The following is a 14862-nucleotide window of genomic DNA, read 5'->3' on the forward strand; positions in this document are numbered from 1 at the left end:
CTCTGTCGTCTACTCGGCCGCGCCAGCCGCCCCTTCCACCGGCATATAGAGGTCGCCGCCCTCGCGGTATTTCGCGGCCATTGCCTCCAGGCCTTCCTTCTGCGCTTCTGCGCGGATGTCGTGCGAGATCCGCATCGAGCAGAATTTCGGGCCGCACATGGAGCAGAAATGCGCGACCTTGTGCGCTTCCTTCGGCAGTGTCTCGTCGTGGAAGTTACGGGCCGTCTCCGGGTCGAGCGAGAGGTTGAACTGGTCCTCCCAGCGGAATTCGAAGCGGGCGCGCGACAGCGCGTCGTCGCGCACCTGGGCGGCCGGATGGCCCTTGGCGAGATCGGCGGCATGGGCGGCGATCTTGTAGGTGATGACGCCGACCTTGACGTCGTTGCGATCGGGAAGACCGAGATGCTCCTTCGGCGTGACGTAGCAGAGCATGGCGGTGCCGAACCAGCCGATCATCGCCGCGCCGATGCCCGACGTGATGTGGTCGTAGCCGGGCGCAATGTCCGTCGTCAGCGGTCCGAGTGTGTAGAATGGCGCCTCGCCGCAGACGGCGAGTTGCTTGTCCATGTTCTCCTTGATCTTGTGCATCGGCACGTGGCCGGGGCCTTCGATCATCACCTGACAATCCTTGGCCCAGGCGATCTTGGTGAGCTCGCCGAGCGTTTCGAGTTCGGCGAATTGTGCCGCGTCGTTGGCATCGGCGATCGAGCCGGGGCGCAGGCCGTCGCCGAGCGAGAAGGAGACGTCATAGGCGCGGCAGATGTCGCAGATTTCCTCGAAATGCTCGTAAAGGAAGCTCTCGCGATGGTGATGCAGACACCACTTGGCCATGATCGAGCCGCCGCGCGAAACGATGCCGGTGACGCGATCGACGGTGAGCGGGATGTAGTGCAGCCGGACGCCGGCATGGATGGTGAAATAGTCGACGCCCTGTTCGGCCTGCTCGATCAGCGTGTCGCGATAGACTTCCCAGGTGAGGTCCTCGGCAATGCCGTTGACCTTTTCCAGCGCCTGGTAAAGCGGCACGGTGCCGATCGGAACCGGTGAGTTGCGGATGATCCATTCGCGGATGTTGTGGATGTTGCGGCCGGTCGAAAGGTCCATGACGGTGTCAGCGCCCCAGCGCGTCGCCCAGACCATCTTTTCGACCTCTTCCGCCATCGACGAGGTGACGGCGGAGTTGCCGATATTGGCGTTGATCTTCACCAGAAAATTCCGGCCGATGATCATCGGCTCGGACTCCGGGTGGTTGATGTTGGCAGGCAGGATCGCCCGGCCGCTGGCGATTTCCTGGCGCACGAATTCGGGTGTCACGTGATCGGGGATGTGGGCGCCGAAGCTTTCACCGTCCCGGACCTTCGCGCGCGCCGCGTCGCGGCCGAGATTTTCGCGGATCGCCACGAACTCCATTTCCGGCGTGATGATGCCGGCGCGGGCATAGGCAAGCTGGGTCACTGCGCGGCCGCCCGTGGCCTTCAGCGGCGCATGCTGAAACGGGAAGGTCGGTGTCAGCCTGTCGCCGCTCACAAAGCCGTTGTCCTCGGGGCGGACCACGCGTCCCTCATAGGTTTCCACATCGCCGCGGTCGACGATCCAGTTGCGGCGCAGCCGCGGCAGGCCGTCCTCGATGCGGATCTCGGCGTCGTCGGCGGTGTAGGCGCCGGAGGAATCATAGACCGTAACCGGTTGCTCCCCCGACGTCGGGTGGAGCGCAATCTCGCGCATCGGCACGCGGATATCCGGATGAAGCACGCCCGGCTTGTGGATCTTGCGAGAGGCGGGAAGCGGTCCTTGCGTGACCGTGAGGGCTGCGGGTTTGGTGGCAATATTCATGACGAGGCTCCAAGTTTGCAATTGGAGACCCAGTTCTGATGCCGGAAGGATGAAAGACGCTCCGCCAGATGCTGGACGCACGGAATCCTGGCTTCGATATCTGCACCGTCCCTACGCCAGTATGAACTGGATCAGGTTCAACGGGTCACTGCGCCACAGCCGGCAAGCCGGCCATCCAGCAGAATCTCAGCCCCTTGCGGGACCCCCCTGGTGAATGCCTAGATCATAGCCATCGATCGGCCCGGGTCGTCAAGCGTGAATTCGCCTGCCGACAAAGATGCACCTATTGCGTGTGGTGACGGATTCGGGTTTGACGCTAGCGGCCGGCCTTTTCCGGTGCGGCCCGCTCGGCGTAATCGGCACGGTTGATGCCGTGGCGCTGGAGCTTGTCGTAGAATGTCTTGCGCGGAATGCCGAGCGCCTCGATCGTCGCCTTGACGTCGCCGCGCTGAGCCCGCAACACCTCTTTCAGGATCTCCGCCTCGTAGCGTTCGAGCCGTTCCGGGAGCGCAAATCCAGGCTGTCCGGCGGGCGCAATCGGCTGTCCCAGCGGACCTTCGACACCAAGCGCCACGCGTTCGGCAAAGTGCGAGAGCTCGCGCACATTGCCCGGCCAGGCATGCGTCATCAGATGTTTCTGCACGGCCGATGTGACCACAGGCGCGTCGCGCTTGAAGCGCTCGGCCGCCCGCGTCAGGAAGTGCGAGAAGAGCAGCGGGATATCGTCTCGGCGTTCGCGCAGCGGCGGGATCGACAGTGTTACGACATTCAATCTAAAGTAGAGATCTTCCCGGAAATCGCCGCGCTGCGCCGGGTCGCCGAGATCGATTTTGGCAGCCGCGATGACGCGGATATCGACCGGACGAACCTGGTTGGTCCCGAGCGGCGTGATCTCTCGCGCTTCCAGAACGCGCAGCATCTTCACTTGAGTCGCCGGTGGCATCGCCTCGATCTCGTCGAGGAACAGCGTGCCGCCGCTCGCATGCTCGATCCGGCCGATGCGCTTCTTCAAGGCGCCGGTGAAGGCGCCCTGTTCGTGGCCGAAGAGTTCGCTTTCGATCACCGTTTCGGGCAGCGCCCCGCAATTCAGCGCCACGAAGTTGCCGTTGCGGCGTCGGCTCCAATTGTGGAGCAGCGTCGCCACCACCTCCTTGCCGCTGCCCGTCTCGCCGGCGACGAGCACGTCGACATCGGTATCGGCAATGTGCCGGATCGTCTGGCGCAAACGTTCCATGACCGGCGTCTGGCCGATCAGCGGCAGGCTGTCGCCGGCCGTCTCGGCGGCGCGTTTCAGCGCGCGGTTTTCCATCACGAGCCGGCGTTTTTCCAGCGCGCGATGCACGCTCTGCACCAGCCGGTCGGCGGCAAAGGGTTTGGGGATGAAGTCGTAGACGCCATCCTGCAGCGCCTGCACTGCCATCGGGATATCGCCATGGCCGGTCACCAGGATCACTGGCAGATCCGCGTCGAAAGCTTCGATGCGGCGGAAGAAGGCGAGGCCGTCGATGCCCGGCATGCGGATATCGCTGACGACGACGCCGTCGAAATTCGCATCCAGCGTCTTCAACGCTTCGGCAGCGCTGGCAAAAGGGGTAATGGCGAGGCCGGCGAGTTCCAGCGTCTGCGTCATCGCCTTGCGCAGATGGTTGTCGTCGTCGACGAGATAGACGGTCGGCTGCATCGCTCAGGCCCTCTTCAGGCGAACCGTGAAGACGGTGCCCCTGTCGCTGGTTTCGACGGTGATATCGCCGCCATAGTCGGCGACGATCTCCTTGGAGATGGCAAGGCCGAGGCCGAGCCCTTCATCCTTCGAGGTGTTGAACGGCGTGAACAGATCCTCGTGGATGTGCAGGGGAATGCCTGGGCCGTTATCGGCAACGACGAGCAAAACCGTCCCGGAGGGACCGTCCTCGCAGCGCACGCGGATCTCGGCGTCGCTGCGCGTGCCGAGCGCTTCCAAGGCATTTTGCAAAAGGTTGATCAGCACCTGCTCGAGCCGGATGCGGCTGCCGAGGACGCTGAGGCCATTTTCCGGGAGGTCGATGACGATCGCATCCATGCGGCCGGCAAAGCGGCTGCGCAGCAGCATCATCGCCCCCTCGATCACGTCGCGCATGGGCGTCGGCTCGGCGACGAAGCGGCCCTTGCGAGCGAAGCTTCTGAGTTCGTCGGTGATGGTGCCGACCCGATCGGTCAGTTCGGCGATGCTGACAAGGTTCTCGACCGCGGTCTGCTGCTGGCCGCGTTCGAGGAAGGTGCGGGCGTTGTCGGCATAGGCGCGGATGGTCGCGACCGGCTGGTTGATCTCGTGGGCGACGCCGGCCGCCACCTGGCCAAGGATCGCCAGCCGGTTCGCCTGAACCAGTTCCTGCTGCACCGCCTGCAGCTTCTCGCCGGTACGCCGGTGGTCGGCGATCTCCGTTTCGAGATGATCGCGGGCAAGGCTGAGGTCATGTGTGCGCTCCGCTACGCGGGTCTCCAGCTCGTCGCGCGCGGCGCGATCGCGCGCAGACACCAGTGCCAGCGTCTGGCGGCGGCGCAGGAGGACCGCGGTAAAAGCGAGCAGCGGTGCGAGGAGGGCCAGGGCAATCAGCCGGGCCTCCCGGGTTGCCGCCGAGATCGCGCCATCGAGCGGCGCCAGCTGCTCCAGCCGCCAGCTGGTGGTCGGAACCATGGTTTCGACCCGGAGGAACCGACGTTCGCTGTCGCCCGGCAACAGTGCGCGCAACTCGCTGGAGCCATCGCTGGTCGGCTCGATGTCGCGGAAGGGCAGCGGCAGCAGCGAGGCATCGCCAAATTGCAGGCTGTCGCGGATGGCGGCGACGCGGTCGCGTGGAATTGTTCTGGTCGTCATGAAGCGCCAGGAGGGGAAGCTGGTGATCAGCACGATGCCGCGCCGGTCGGTGACGTAGACCGGCTTGCCGGAGGCGAGCCATTCGGCTTCCACATCGTCGAATTCGAGCTTGGCGACGACGACGCCGATCGGGCCGTCAGGACCCTGGACCCGACGCGAAATGTAGAGGCCCGGCCGCTTGCTGACGTTGCCCATGGCGAAATGCTCGGCCTTGCCGTCGCGCATCGCCATGCGGAAATATTCGCGGAAGGCATAGTCGTTGCCAACGAAACTCGTCGGCTCGCGCCAGTTGCTGGCAGCGACGGCGACGCCATCGGGGCCGATCACGTAGATGACAGCGGCGTCCGTGTTGGTCGCCAGCGCCTGCAGCTTCTCGTTCAGCCGTTGCAGCGCCTCTGTGCCGCGGGTCGAAAGGGCTGCCTTCACCTCGACATCGTCGGCCAGCACCAGCGGCGTCGAGCGTTGGCGTTCGAGTACGGCGCGCAGCAGCGAGGCCTTCAGATTGGCATCGATCCGGCTTTGGGCATCGACAGTTTCGAGCGCCTGGCTTCGGCCGTACTCGCCGGCAAGCAGGAGCGCGGCGACAAGCAGCGCGACGGCAAGGCCGGCAAAGACCAGCCAGGTGCGGCGCATCGACTGGTCGAGATCTGCCAGATTGAGGGGGGCGGACAGGGCGTTGAACATCGCCCAATTGTGCATTTTTTCGCTCAGCCTTCCAGATGGCATGTGCGGAAATCCGCTCAACTCTTTGTGCGCATCGAGCCGCCTGCACAAAACATCCTCATCAATTCAAAGGCTTGGTTCCTGCCGCGGCCAACTGGCACGACCGTTGCAAATGACATCCTCATGACAGCCCGCGCTGTCGCGCATCGGAAATTGACCCGGGAGGCCCGGCATGACGCCGGACTGGGTCCAGTGGAGGATCTCATGATTATCGAACAATCCGCGGAACCGCGCGGCAAGACACCTTTCTATCGCCATCTCTATGTCCAGGTTCTGGTGGCGATCGCCGCCGGCATCCTGCTCGGCCATTTCTATCCGTCGCTCGGCACCGAGCTGAAGCCGCTCGGCGACGCCTTCATCCGTCTCGTCAAGATGATCATCGCGCCGGTCATCTTCCTGACGGTCGCGACCGGCATCGCCGGCATGACCGATCTTGCCAAGGTCGGCCGCGTCGCCGGCAAGGCGATGATCTACTTCCTCACGTTTTCGACGCTCGCGCTGATCATCGGCCTGATCGTCGCCAATGTCGTCCAGCCGGGCGCCGGCATGCACATCGATCCGGCCTCGCTCGACGTCAAGGCCGTGACCACCTATGCCGAAAAGGCGCATGAGCAGACGATCACCGGCTTCCTGATGGGCATCATCCCGACGACGCTCGTCGGCGCCTTTGCCGATGGCGACATCCTGCAGGTGTTGTTCATCTCCGTGCTCTTCGGTCTGTCGCTTGCCATGGTCGGCAAAAAGGCTGAGCCCGTCGTCGACTTCCTGCACGCGCTGACGCTGCCGGTCTTCAAGCTCGTTGGCATCCTGATGAAGGCCGCCCCGATCGGCGCCTTCGGCGCGATGGCGTTTACCATCGGCAAATACGGCGTCGGCTCGATCGCCAACCTGGCGATGCTGATCGGCACCTTCTACATCACGTCCTTCCTCTTCGTGTTCGTCGTTCTTGGCGCGGTCGCCCGCTACAATGGCTTCTCGATCGTTGCGCTGATCCGTTACATCAAGGAAGAACTGCTCCTGGTGCTCGGCACGTCCTCGTCGGAAGCCGCTCTTCCGGGCCTGATGAGCAAGATGGAAAAGGCCGGCTGCAAGCGCTCGGTCGTTGGTCTGGTCATCCCGACCGGCTATTCCTTCAACCTCGACGGCACCAACATCTACATGACGCTGGCCGCGCTCTTCATCGCCCAGGCGATGGATATCCCGCTGTCGCTCGGCGATCAGGTGCTGCTGCTTCTCGTCGCGATGTTGAGCTCCAAGGGTGCTGCCGGCATCACCGGCGCTGGTTTCATCACGCTGGCTGCGACGCTTTCGGTCGTCCCGGCGGTGCCGGTCGCCGGCATGGCGCTGATCCTCGGCATCGACCGCTTCATGTCGGAATGCCGCGCGCTCACCAACTTCGTCGGCAATGCGGTCGCCACGATCGTCGTTGCGAAGTGGGAAGGCGAACTGGATGAAGCGCAGATGGCCGCGGTCCTCGGCGGCCGTGCGCCGGAGGCGCTGCCGCAGCCGGCCTTGCAGCCGGCGGAATAAGTTTGCCTCCCAAGGCATGACTGCAAAAAAGCAGTCCGAACGCGGTCCGTGGCAACACGGGCCGCGTCGTCGTTTGCGGCTATTGGCCGCTCAGCGTCATCTTCGATGTGTCCGGCGCGCCAGCGTTCAAGAAGCCGATGAACTCCCGGAGCATCGGCACCCGACGCGGACGGAAGCTCTCCTCCGTCGTGCTGACATCGACGATGCGGTCGACGCGGAACTTGCGGTAACCTTCTCGAAGGCAGCACCAGGCGAGAAGCACCAGAACCCGTTCCAGATAGACGATGGCAAGCGGCAAAACCTGCCGGTCGGTCCGCTGCCCCAAGGCATCCACATAGCCGATGATGACGGCGCGTTCCTGCCAGGAGGCTTCGCGCAGCAGGGAGACATCGACGGGTGGCGGCCCTCTCCTGTCGAAGCGATAGACCTGCGAGACCGCATGAAGCGCCTGGCGTTGCAACCGATCGGGCAGTGTCGCCGTTATCTTGGAAAGGACGGCGCGTGCCGCCGCGGCAAGATCCGGCTCGCCCATGTGCTGCACCTCGGCAAGGCCGAGCACCAGCGCCTCGATCTCCAGGCGGGTAAAGGTTTGCGGCGGCAAGGCGATATCCTCCGTCAGCCGGTAGCCGAAGCCGCGCTCGCCATCGATGACGGCGCCGGCGGCGCGCAGGCTGTCGATGTCCCGATAGAGCGAGCGCAACGACACGCCGGTTTCCTCGGCAAGGCGGGCCGCCGTTACCGGGGAGGGGAGTGTGCGCAGCGCCTGGAGCAGGCGGAACAGACGATCACTACGGGCCATGGCTGAAAGATAGACGAACCCTACTGACGAAAACTGGCAGTTGGCCGACTGTATAAGATCCGCATCGCCAAACGCAACCGAGGATCCAGACTATGCTGACACTCTTTCACGCCCCGCGCTCGCGCTCGTCGCGCATCATCACCCTGCTTCGCGAACTCGATGCTCTCGACAAGGTGGAAGTCGAGATCGTCGACATCACTCGCGGTGACGGCAGCGGTCGAAAGGATCCGGCGAATCCGCACCCGGAGGGTAAGGTGCCGCTGCTCGTTCATGACGGTGTGGTGCTCTGGGAAACCATTGCGATCATCCAATACCTGACCGACCTCTTCCCGGAAAAGGGGATGGCGCCGCATGCTGGCGATCCGCAGCGTGGCCGTTATCTCAGCTGGCTTGCCTGGTATGCCGGTGTGGTCGAGCCGGTGCTGATCGCGCAAGCCGCGGGGGTTTCGCATCCCTATTTCGACGCCACCTTCCGCGGCCCGACAGAGATGGCGGCACGCCTGGAAGACGCGTTGAAGGACAGTCCGTATCTGATGGGCGAGCACTACTCGGCGGCCGACCTGCTCTTGCATTCGCCCTTCGCCTGGTATCCCGCGGCAACGCCGGATAGCGCCGTCATCAAGGACTGGGTCGAGCGCTGTGGCGCGCGGCCGTCGCTACAATGGACCGCGGATTTCGATGCCCGGGTGGCAGCGGTAGCCTGACGGCGCCGGCAACGCGCCAACTCCGCCCCGGTTCCGGTCCGAAGGGGGCATGGTGGCCCAAGGCTATTTTCGCTTGAGATTGATCTCGCTCGTGACGATCCGCTTGCCGGAAGCGGGATCGACGTCGATCGTCTTCAACTGCATCCCGTTGGTGCCGACCTTGCGTAAGGTCAGGTCGGCACTGCGGTCGCCATTGACTTCCTTCGCCCATCGAATGGTGAGGTTGATCGCATCGCCGCGTCGTGTGCCGTTGAGCCCGGCGCGGCCGCCGCGGGGGCCGAGATAGGAGCCGCTATAGGTGGACCCGGTAAAGCGCAGCTTCGCGTCGATGGATCGCGAAATCAGCAGCATGCCGCGGCAGACGCCCTCCATCGATAGAGCGGCGTCGCTCGCCTTGGAACTGAAGTTGCAGGAAATGTTCATCGGAGACATGTGGGCACGGATGCGCACCGTTCCGGTGCCTGCCCAGTTGCCGCCGAGGGTCTTCAAGAACGCGCCCTCGTCTGCCCGTGAGGCACTCGTGGACGGCAAGATGAGTGCGGCCATCAGGAGCCATCGCCACATGCCTTGCACCTCCCATTTGCGTGGATGCTGGAACACCCCGTTGCCGCACATGAGCGTCAACGCAACATGTGGCGGCGAAGTTCCTCATTGGCTTCATTATCTGGCCGGATCTTACGATCGATCAACAATCGGGCACGCATCCGGGCAGCCATCAAAATGTGATCGCTGGCGCTGTTTTATCAGATTTGCCTGCACGTGCGCTGCTGTTTTCAATTTCCCGTATTAACGTTGATCTCTGAAACAGCGTCTCGTCGTCCCCATCCGTAAAAACGGGTAAAGACTTCGTTACCTTGTAAGTATAGACCTCGATCTGCGCTGTCTGTCCGATTTAGCTATTGGCCACCGGGGCGGGAGGGGGACTGGTTTATGTTCGGTGTTACGCGCTTTTTGCCTTTTTCAACCGATCCGGGTGCCCGGGTCCGCCTAAAGGCACCCGCCAGCCACCGGTTCATTTCACGCGGTCGCAAGCAACGAACAGCGGTTACGCTGTCTGGAGACTGCCCGTGACGGCGCGATCCGGATGTGTCCGATCCCCGGACGGCGAAACGCCGTTCACGCCTGAGCGGTTCGTCGGCGATCCGCTCTTTGGGGAGGCGTTGCGTCAGGCGGCCCTTCATATGGTTGCGATCCATGACGCCGCTCCGCGCATCGTGCGCTACACCGCCAGCCTGAGAAAATGGCTGCTCACCCAGGCCATCCTGACGCTGCATTTCGAGCGTCTGACCGACCCATCCCGCCCCGAACTGACGGCGGCAAGGCTGATCGACTTTATCGCCGGCAACAACGTAGCCAGCAAGAACACGGCAGCGGCGCACCTGGCCGAGATGCGCAACTATCGACTGCTTCTCGATGCGGAACAGGGCGGTGACAAGCGGATCAGGCCCCTGATCCTTTCCGATGTCGCCGAGGGCCTGATCCGGCAGTGGTTCGAGGGGCACCTTTCGTCGCTCGACAGGCTCGACGAGGGGACAAGGCTGGCGCAGTCGCAAACCGAGCCGACCTTGATGCATCATGCGCTCCCGCGTGCGATGCGGCGGCTCATCGCGGATCGCGCCTGGTGCGAGCCACCCGAAAGCATCGCCGCTTTCGTCTCGACGGAGTCAGGCAGCAACATCCTGCACGACCTGGTGGCGCGGCTGCCGACGGGCGTCCTGCCCGATCAGCGGATTTGGATCGGGCCCCTGAAGCCAGGTGAGATCTCCAGCCGCTACATCATCTCGCGCACCCATGCGCAGAGGGTTTTCGCGCGTGCCGGTGATCTCGGCGTTCTCGGCTGGGAGAGTTCCGGCAGCCGCGGTCCGCTCTGGATTTCGCGTGACCTGGTCGACGATTACCGCCATTGGCAAGCGGTCAAGTTTGCCGCACTCGATGAGGCCTTCGCCTGGGCAGCGTTGCAGGCAAGGTGAACGGCGGACGCGGCCTGAGCGCGTGCAGATTGCTGCTTGCGATGCGTGCCGGTCGGCTGTCGCTTGCAGCAGGTGCTGACCCGCCCATGATGCTGGACGTGCGGCAGCAAGAAGCGGGACGGAAATCGGACCGCAGCCTGCCTATAGACTGTGCAGAACCTGCGTCGCCTTCACCGCGGCAGACGCCCGGTTCTCGACGCCGAGCTTCACATAGATCTGCTCCAGATGCTTGGTGACGGTCCGTGCGCTCAAGCCGAGGATCTCGCCGATGTCGCGGTTCGCCTTGCCCTTGGCGATCCACAGCAGCACCTCCGATTCCCTTGGGGTCAATGCGAAGTGCTGGCGTAACACCGCATCGTCGGAGCGGCGATTTTCGGCGGTGAGGCGGAAGAGATGTTCATTCGGACCGATCGAGCCGAGGAAGGATATCTGCAGGGACGACTGCTCGGGCTGGTCGAGCGTGAAGGTGCTGTCGTCGGGCGCTCCGGTGCGCAGGCGGTTTGCCATCCAGCCCGCGATGCGCCGGGTGACGATCGCCATGCCATCGTCGCGGCCGGTTGCGGCGTTGACGAGACGCGTCGCCTGGGGCGTCGACCAGCAGACGCTTCCGTCGCTGCGCACCGCGAGCAGATGGCGGCCGGCTGCGTCGAGTGCGACCCGTGCGCTCTGGGCCGAACGGGCGTTCGAGAGATGGACGCGAATGCGCGCCCTCAGCTCATCGATGTTGATCGGCTTGGTCAGATAGTCGACGCCGCCGGCCTCGAGCGCACGCACCACATGTTCGGTCTCGGTCAGGCCGGTCATGAACAGCACCGGCGTCTGGCCGACGGCGGCGTTGCCCTTGAGGCGTCGGCAGGTCTCGAAGCCGTCGATCCCGGGCATGACGGCATCGAGCAGAATGACGTCGGGCGTGATGCGCTCGGCGATCGAAAGGGCGGCGCTGCCGGAGGTCGCGATCAGCACGGAAAAGCCGGATTGCTCCAGCGCTTCCGTCAAAAAACCGAGCGCCTCCGGGGAATCGTCGACGAGAAGCACGATGTCGCGGCGGTCGTTGGCCTCAGCCATGGGCGTCGTCTCCGTTGGCTGCGTTGTTCTTGAGGAAAGCGTCGTAGCCCGAGAGGTCGAAGGCCTGCACATAGGCGCGGGCGCGCTCGGCGAAGGGCTGGTGTTCGGGCTGCAGGGCAATTTCCGTCAGCTTGGCTTCGATGCCCCTGACATAGCCGATCTCTCCAAGGCGGATCAGCTCTTCCACGTGATAGGCGTCGGGGCGCGTCAACGGTTCGGCCGCCGGCGACGGGTGTGCTTGCTTCTCCTCTCCCTCGTGAACCCAGGTGAGGCCAAGGTGCACGGCGAGCTTGTCGGCGAGTTGCCCGACGGGGAAGGGCTTGGCGAGCGTGTCGTTGTGGCCGCGGAATGCTCCGGTCGCCGAGCCATCGCCGATATTGGCCGAAAGCATGATGATCGGCGCGATCTGCCCGCCCTGGCGCAGCCGCTCGACAAGCTCCCAGCCGCTCATGCCCGGCATCGAGATATCGATCAGGAAGAGGTCGGCGCCGAGGTCTTGAAGCAGCGCCAGACAATCGGCTCCGGACGCGGCCGTCAGCACCGTGAAGTCCATCGGCACGAGGATCTCGCGCATGAGGTCGCGATGGTCGGCATTGTCGTCGACGATGACGATGGTGCGGCGCGGGCCGAGATAGGAGGTGATACGCCGCGGGGCTGCGGGAGGTAGCGGACGATCTACCGCCGACAGCATCAGCCGGACGCGGAAGGTGGTGCCTTGCCCAGGCGTGCTGGTGACTGCGATTTCGCCGCCGAGCGTCTGCGTCAGGAGCCGCGTGATCGTCAGGCCGAGGCCGAGGCCCGGCATACTACCGAGATGTTCGGCCTCGCCGCGCTGGAACGGATCGAAGATGCGCGGCAGATCCTTGTCGGCAATGCCGCGGCCGCTGTCTGCAATCGTGAAGGTCGCCACCTGGCTGCGATAGGCGACATCCAGGCGGATGCCGCCACGCTCGGTGAACTTCAATGCGTTGGACAGGAGATTGACGAGGATCTGCCGCAGGCGCTTTTCGTCGGTCTTCACATGGCGTGGCAGGCCGCTAGCGCGCTCGTGCTCGAAGCTGATGCCCTTGGCCAATGCCTGCGGCCGAAACATTTCGACGATCTGGTCGAGGAAATCGTGAATGTTGATCTCATTGGAATAGACCTGCAGCTTGCCGGCCTCGATCTTCGAGATATCCAAGAGGCCGTCAATCAGGCCGGAAAGATGGTCGGCGCTGCGCTTGATCACCTTGATCGCGCCCTGACGCGCCGGGGGGATCGTCTCGTCGCGCTCCAGAACCTGGGCGTAGCCGAGCACGGCGTTGAGAGGCGTGCGAAGCTCATGGCTGAGGCCGACGACATAGCGGCTCTTGGCGCGGTTGGCTGCTTCCGCTGTTTCCTTTGCCTGCTGGAGTGCGGCGTCGGTCTTCTTGTGGGCGGCGATTTCCTTCAGAAGCAGGGTGTTCTGGCGCGAGGATTCTTCTTCGGCGACGACGCGGCTGTCATGGGCGAGCACGTAGAACCAGGAGACGATACCAGCGAGCACGGCAAAGACGAAGAAGACGACGGCGACCGTGCGCTCGACGACCGCAGCGATCTCGGGAGATGTGCCGGCGGTCTGGTGGGCGATCATCGCGAGGATGAGGCCGATGCCGGCGATCGACAGCACCGCAGAGATCGCGTAGCGGCCGAGCCGCGTCGCGAGCTTTTCCGTGACGGTGCGTGGAAGCAACGTGGTCGCGACGGTCGCGACCTGGGCGTTGAAGCGGGCCTTCGGCTTGCACATGTCGTGGCAGCGGCTGTCGAGCGAGCAGCAGAGCGAGCAGATCGGCGCTGCATAGGCGGGGCACCAGGCCATGTCCTCCGGCTCGAACGGATGCTCGCAGATCGAGCAGGTGATGTCCATCCGGTTGGCCCAGCTCCTGCGCGGCTTGCGCGCGAGATAGAACTTGCCGTCGGTGCCCCAGGCAATCAGCGGCGAGGCGATGAAGGCGACGACCAGCGCGATGTATGGCGCGAGCGAGGCGGCAATCTCGCCGAAGGCACCGAAATGCGCTGTCAGCGCCACGGTCGCCGAGATCGCCATCGCGCCGAGACCCACAGGGTTGATGTCGTAGAGATGGGCGCGCTTGAACTCGATGCCGGGAGGCGACAGGCCGAGCGGCTTGTTGACGAAAAGATCGGCCGAAATCGTGCAAAGCCAGGCCATGGCGATAATCGAGAAGACGCCGAGTGTTTCCTCAAGCAGCCGGTAGATGCCGAGCTCCATCAAAAGGAGCGCGATGGCGACGTTGAAGACCAGCCAGACGACCCGGCCCGGATGGCTGTGGGTGAGCCGCGAGAAGAAGTTCGACCAGGCGAGCGACCCGGCATAGGCGTTCATGACGTTGATCTTCAACTGCGACACGACGACGAAGGCGACCATCAGGAGAAGTGCTGCCGTATCGGAGGGGATCATGTAGCCGAAGGCGGTGTAGTACATCTGCGCCGGATCGGCGGCTTTGGTCGAAGGCACACCGGCAGAAAGCGCCAGCACCACCAGGAACGAGCCGGCGAGCAGTTTGGGCGCGCCGACGATCACCCAGCCGGAACCGGCGAGAAAGACGGCGATGCGGTGGTGCAGCTTGCGCTGTCCGTCCGGCGGCAGGAAGCGCAGGAAGTCGACCTGTTCGCCGATCTGCGCCATCAGCGCGAAGATGACGGCAGAGGCCGCACCGAATTCGACGAGGTCAAAAGGCGCGAAGGTACCCGGAGGACCCGAGGCGTGATGCATGCCCGCATAGGCGAGCCAGGCGCCGACCTTCTCCCAATCGGCAAAGGCGATGAAGACGAAGGGCAGGACGTTGAGCACGATCCAGAACGGCTGCGTGATCAACTGGAACTTGCTGATCAGCCGCACGCCATGGGTGACGAGCGGGATCACGACGACGGCGCTCAGGATGTAGCCGATCCAGAGCGGTATGCCGAGCGCCAGTTCGAGTGCGCCCGACATGATCGAGGCCTCGATCGCAAAGAGGATGAAGGTGAAGCTGGCATAAATCAGCGAGGTCACCGTCGAGCCGATATAGCCGAAGCTGGCGCCGCGGGTGAGCAGATCGATGTCGACACCGTGGCGGATCGCATAGCGGCTGATCGGCAGGCCCACGGTCAGGATCATCAGGCTGGCGACGACGATCGCAACGATCGCATTGGTGGTGCCATAGGACATGGTGATGGCGCCACCGATCGCTTCCAGCGCCAGAAAGGAGATCGCGCCGATGGCGGTCTGGGAAATGCGTTCGGAAGAGAAGCGCCGGGCGCTCTTGGCGGTGAAGCGCAGCGCATAGTCTTCAAGCGTCTGGTTGGCGACCCAACGATTGTATTCCCGCCGGACGGGAATGATGCGCTGGCGTGCCGCCATGGGGG

The 14862-nt window shown here is 64.0% G+C and carries 11 protein-coding genes and 1 riboswitch; of the genes, 4 read left to right on the forward strand and 7 right to left on the reverse strand.

Annotated elements, in window-relative coordinates; translation table 11 throughout:
* Nucleotides 1-9: 9 nt before the first annotated feature.
* The 3 genes from thiC to BLU15_RS17705 form a co-directional block, all read right to left on the reverse strand.
* Nucleotides 10-1833, reverse strand: a complete 1824-nt coding sequence (gene thiC / locus BLU15_RS17695) for a phosphomethylpyrimidine synthase ThiC (RefSeq protein ID WP_034805694.1) — start codon at nucleotides 1831-1833, stop codon at nucleotides 10-12.
* Nucleotides 1834-1923: 90 nt separating this feature from the next.
* Nucleotides 1924-2052: riboswitch (TPP riboswitch) on the reverse strand.
* Nucleotides 2053-2149: 97 nt separating this feature from the next.
* Entirely contained in the window at nucleotides 2150-3514 is a 1365-nt protein-coding gene (locus tag BLU15_RS17700) for a sigma-54-dependent transcriptional regulator (protein WP_090296836.1), read from the reverse strand.
* Nucleotides 3515-3517: 3 nt separating this feature from the next.
* Nucleotides 3518-5386 carry a sensor histidine kinase gene (locus BLU15_RS17705; RefSeq protein WP_090296839.1) on the reverse strand — a complete coding sequence of 623 codons (1869 nt, stop codon included), beginning with the start codon at nucleotides 5384-5386 and terminating at the stop codon, nucleotides 3518-3520.
* A 228-nt stretch (nucleotides 5387-5614) separates the two neighbouring features.
* On the opposite strand from BLU15_RS17705, the gene BLU15_RS17710 reads away from it, so the two are divergent.
* Nucleotides 5615-6940 carry a dicarboxylate/amino acid:cation symporter gene (locus BLU15_RS17710; protein WP_034805703.1) on the forward strand — a complete coding sequence of 442 codons (1326 nt, stop codon included), beginning with the start codon at nucleotides 5615-5617 and terminating at the stop codon, nucleotides 6938-6940.
* 79 nt (nucleotides 6941-7019) lie between these two features.
* Here BLU15_RS17710 and BLU15_RS17715 read toward each other — a convergent pair whose 3' ends face one another.
* Nucleotides 7020-7739 (reverse strand): helix-turn-helix transcriptional regulator, encoded by a 720-nt coding sequence (locus BLU15_RS17715; RefSeq protein ID WP_090296841.1) that lies wholly within the window; start codon nucleotides 7737-7739, stop codon nucleotides 7020-7022.
* Between the two features lie 92 nt (nucleotides 7740-7831).
* Between BLU15_RS17715 and BLU15_RS17720 the strand changes: the two genes are divergently transcribed.
* Nucleotides 7832-8443: a glutathione S-transferase family protein gene (locus BLU15_RS17720; RefSeq protein ID WP_060644662.1), complete on the forward strand. Its 612-nt coding sequence runs from the start codon at nucleotides 7832-7834 to the stop codon at nucleotides 8441-8443.
* 63 nt (nucleotides 8444-8506) lie between these two features.
* Here BLU15_RS17720 and BLU15_RS17725 read toward each other — a convergent pair whose 3' ends face one another.
* Nucleotides 8507-9007 (reverse strand): hypothetical protein, encoded by a 501-nt coding sequence (locus tag BLU15_RS17725; RefSeq protein ID WP_034805724.1) that lies wholly within the window; start codon nucleotides 9005-9007, stop codon nucleotides 8507-8509.
* Nucleotides 9008-9075: 68 nt separating this feature from the next.
* Here BLU15_RS17725 and BLU15_RS39540 point away from each other — a divergent pair, with 68 nt between their 5' ends.
* Together BLU15_RS39540 and BLU15_RS17730 are read left to right on the forward strand one after the other, a co-directional pair.
* Nucleotides 9076-9246 (forward strand): hypothetical protein, encoded by a 171-nt coding sequence (locus BLU15_RS39540; protein ID WP_156623705.1) that lies wholly within the window; start codon nucleotides 9076-9078, stop codon nucleotides 9244-9246.
* A gap of 264 nt (nucleotides 9247-9510) precedes the next feature.
* Entirely contained in the window at nucleotides 9511-10413 is a 903-nt protein-coding gene (locus BLU15_RS17730) for a hypothetical protein (RefSeq protein WP_244546765.1), read from the forward strand.
* Nucleotides 10414-10554: 141 nt separating this feature from the next.
* Here BLU15_RS17730 and BLU15_RS17735 read toward each other — a convergent pair whose 3' ends face one another.
* Both BLU15_RS17735 and BLU15_RS17740 read right to left on the reverse strand, forming a co-directional pair.
* Entirely contained in the window at nucleotides 10555-11478 is a 924-nt protein-coding gene (locus BLU15_RS17735) for a response regulator transcription factor (RefSeq protein ID WP_060521998.1), read from the reverse strand.
* Nucleotides 11471-14857, reverse strand: a complete 3387-nt coding sequence (locus BLU15_RS17740; RefSeq protein WP_090296844.1) for a hybrid sensor histidine kinase/response regulator — start codon at nucleotides 14855-14857, stop codon at nucleotides 11471-11473. The genes BLU15_RS17735 and BLU15_RS17740 overlap by 8 nt, the downstream gene beginning before the upstream one ends.
* Between the last annotated feature and the right edge of the window lie 5 nt (nucleotides 14858-14862).

This window comes from Ensifer sp. YR511 (genome assembly GCF_900103045.1).
GTDB lineage: Bacteria > Pseudomonadota > Alphaproteobacteria > Rhizobiales > Rhizobiaceae > Ensifer > Ensifer adhaerens.

Excerpts from the sequence above, each read along its gene's own strand:
- BLU15_RS17725 (WP_034805724.1), bottom strand. The coding sequence starts at position 9,007 with ATGTGGCGATGGCTCCTGATGGCCGCACTCATCTTGCCGTCCACGAGT.
- BLU15_RS17720 (WP_060644662.1), top strand. The coding sequence starts at position 7,832 with ATGCTGACACTCTTTCACGCCCCGCGCTCGCGCTCGTCGCGCATCATC.
- BLU15_RS17710 (WP_034805703.1), top strand. The coding sequence starts at position 5,615 with ATGATTATCGAACAATCCGCGGAACCGCGCGGCAAGACACCTTTCTAT.
- thiC (WP_034805694.1), bottom strand. The coding sequence starts at position 1,833 with ATGAATATTGCCACCAAACCCGCAGCCCTCACGGTCACGCAAGGACCG.
- BLU15_RS17700 (WP_090296836.1), bottom strand. The coding sequence starts at position 3,514 with ATGCAGCCGACCGTCTATCTCGTCGACGACGACAACCATCTGCGCAAG.
- BLU15_RS17705 (WP_090296839.1), bottom strand. The coding sequence starts at position 5,386 with ATGCACAATTGGGCGATGTTCAACGCCCTGTCCGCCCCCCTCAATCTG.
- BLU15_RS17735 (WP_060521998.1), bottom strand. The coding sequence starts at position 11,478 with ATGGCTGAGGCCAACGACCGCCGCGACATCGTGCTTCTCGTCGACGAT.
- BLU15_RS17715 (WP_090296841.1), bottom strand. The coding sequence starts at position 7,739 with ATGGCCCGTAGTGATCGTCTGTTCCGCCTGCTCCAGGCGCTGCGCACA.
- BLU15_RS17740 (WP_090296844.1), bottom strand. The coding sequence starts at position 14,857 with ATGGCGGCACGCCAGCGCATCATTCCCGTCCGGCGGGAATACAATCGT.